This is a genomic window from Arthrobacter sp. 10T425 (assembly GCF_056393985.1).
On sequence record NZ_JBFTGZ010000031.1, the window covers coordinates 1 to 1,844 of the forward strand.

The 1,844-nt window shown below is 72.1% G+C and carries 2 protein-coding genes; both read left to right on the plus strand.

Annotated elements, in window-relative coordinates; genetic code table 11:
• Positions 1-191: amidohydrolase family protein (locus tag AC1DDH_RS20335; protein WP_476956188.1), on the plus strand; the 191-nt coding region annotated here is incomplete at its 5' end.
• Positions 192-319: 128 nt separating this feature from the next.
• Positions 320-1,844: HNH endonuclease (locus tag AC1DDH_RS20340; protein ID WP_476956189.1), on the plus strand; the 1,525-nt coding region annotated here is incomplete at its 3' end.

The window sequence follows — 1,844 nt, forward strand, 5'->3', positions numbered from 1 at the left end:
CCAGCCTGCTTGAGGTAGCTGACCCGGGCCGCATCACATACGGAACTGACTTCCCGTTCGCACCCTCTGCGGCGATCGATTTCCTGAATATGGAGTATGAAAATTATCCGCTGGACCCCTCCGTGCGCGCGGCGATAGACCGCGGCAATTCCGAGGCGCTTTTTCCCCGGCTGAGGCCTGAGCAGACTTAGTTCACATTGTGCGCGTTGCGCTCCCCGGCAGGAGGGGTTCCGGTGGAGGACGGGTGACCCGGTGGAGCGGGCACGTACGATCCGCAGGAAAGAACCTGATTGTCAGAGGTCCCTGAAACACTGGATTCATGGACGGCAATCAGGGGCCCGAAGTGGTTCCGGCAGGACACGGCGACGCCGGCTTCGGCCCCGCCGAGGGCGATGCCGCCGCCATTCCGGGCACCAGGGAGGCGGCCGTCGCGGGCCGGCTGGCCGCCGGACCGGTGGGCTTAGGCTGTCCGCCCACGGACAGTGCCGGGATCATTGACCGGATCCGGGAACTGGAGGACTGGAAATCCGCCGCGACCGCGGAACAGGCCCGGCTCGCCGTGGCCTTCGACCTGCTCCAGCGCCGCGAACAAGCCCGGCTCGGGGTCCCGGCCGAGAAGCTCGGCGCCGGGATCGGCGCGCAGATCGCCCTGGCCCGGCGCGAATCCCCGGCCAGGGGCGGCCGGCTCCTGGGCCTGGCCAAAGCCCTGATCACCGAGATGCCGCACACCCTCACCGCCCTGGAAACCGGCCAGCTGAACGAATGGCGCGCCACCCTGCTCGTTCGCGAAACCGCCTGCCTGAGCGCCGCGGACCGGGCCGCCGTCGACGAGGAATTGGCGCCCGACGCCGGGACGTTCGCCGGGGCCGGTGACCGGGCCCTGGTCGCCGGGGCCCGGGCCGCCGCGTACCGGCGTGACCCCCGCTCCGTCACCGAACGCGCCGCGCACGCCGCCACCGAGCGGCACGTCAGCCTCCGCCCGGCCCCCGAAGCGATGACCTGCCTGACCGCCCTGCTGCCCGTGACCGCCGGCGTCGCCGTCTACAAGGCCCTCACCGGGCACGCCGACACCCTCCGCGCCGCCGGGGACCCGAGGGGCCGCGGGCAGCTCATGGCCGATGCCCTGGTCGAACGCACCACCGGCACCCCCGGCGGGATCACCGGCGTCGAAATCCAGCTCATCATCACCGACCGCACCCTCTTCCAGGCCGGCGCCGAACCCGCCCGGCTCCCCGGCTACGGGACCGTCCCCGCCGGCTGGGCCCGCACCCTCATCAACGGCACAAAGGATGCACACAGCGGCGAGGGCGGCCGCCGTCCCCCCGGACCCGGCCGTCCCCCGGGATACAGTGGTCCGCCTGCACCCGGCGCCGCGGCCCCAAACACGGACAGAAACACGGACAGAAACGATGACGGCCAGTCCGGCGGTCCGGCGCACAGTGGTCGCCCTGGACCGGGCGGCGCCGCCGGGAGCGCCAATGACCCCGCGTTCCGGCTCTGGCTCCGCCGGGTCTACACCCACCCCGGCGCCGGCGAGCTCGTGGGGATGGACTCCCGCGCCCGGCTCTTCCCGCCCGGGCACCGCCGCTTCATCCAGGCCCGCGACGACACCTGCCGCACCCCGTACTGCGACGCGCCCATCCGCCACCTGGACCACATCATTCCCTGGCACACCGGCGGCCCGACCACCACGGGCAACGCCGCCGGACTTTGCGAAGCCTGCAACCACACCAAAGAAACCCCCGGCTGGAAAGCACGCCCCAGCCCCGAAGCCGCACCCGGATCCGCCTCGAGCATCGGCGCGAGGCACACCATCGAACTCACCACCCCCACCGGCCACACGT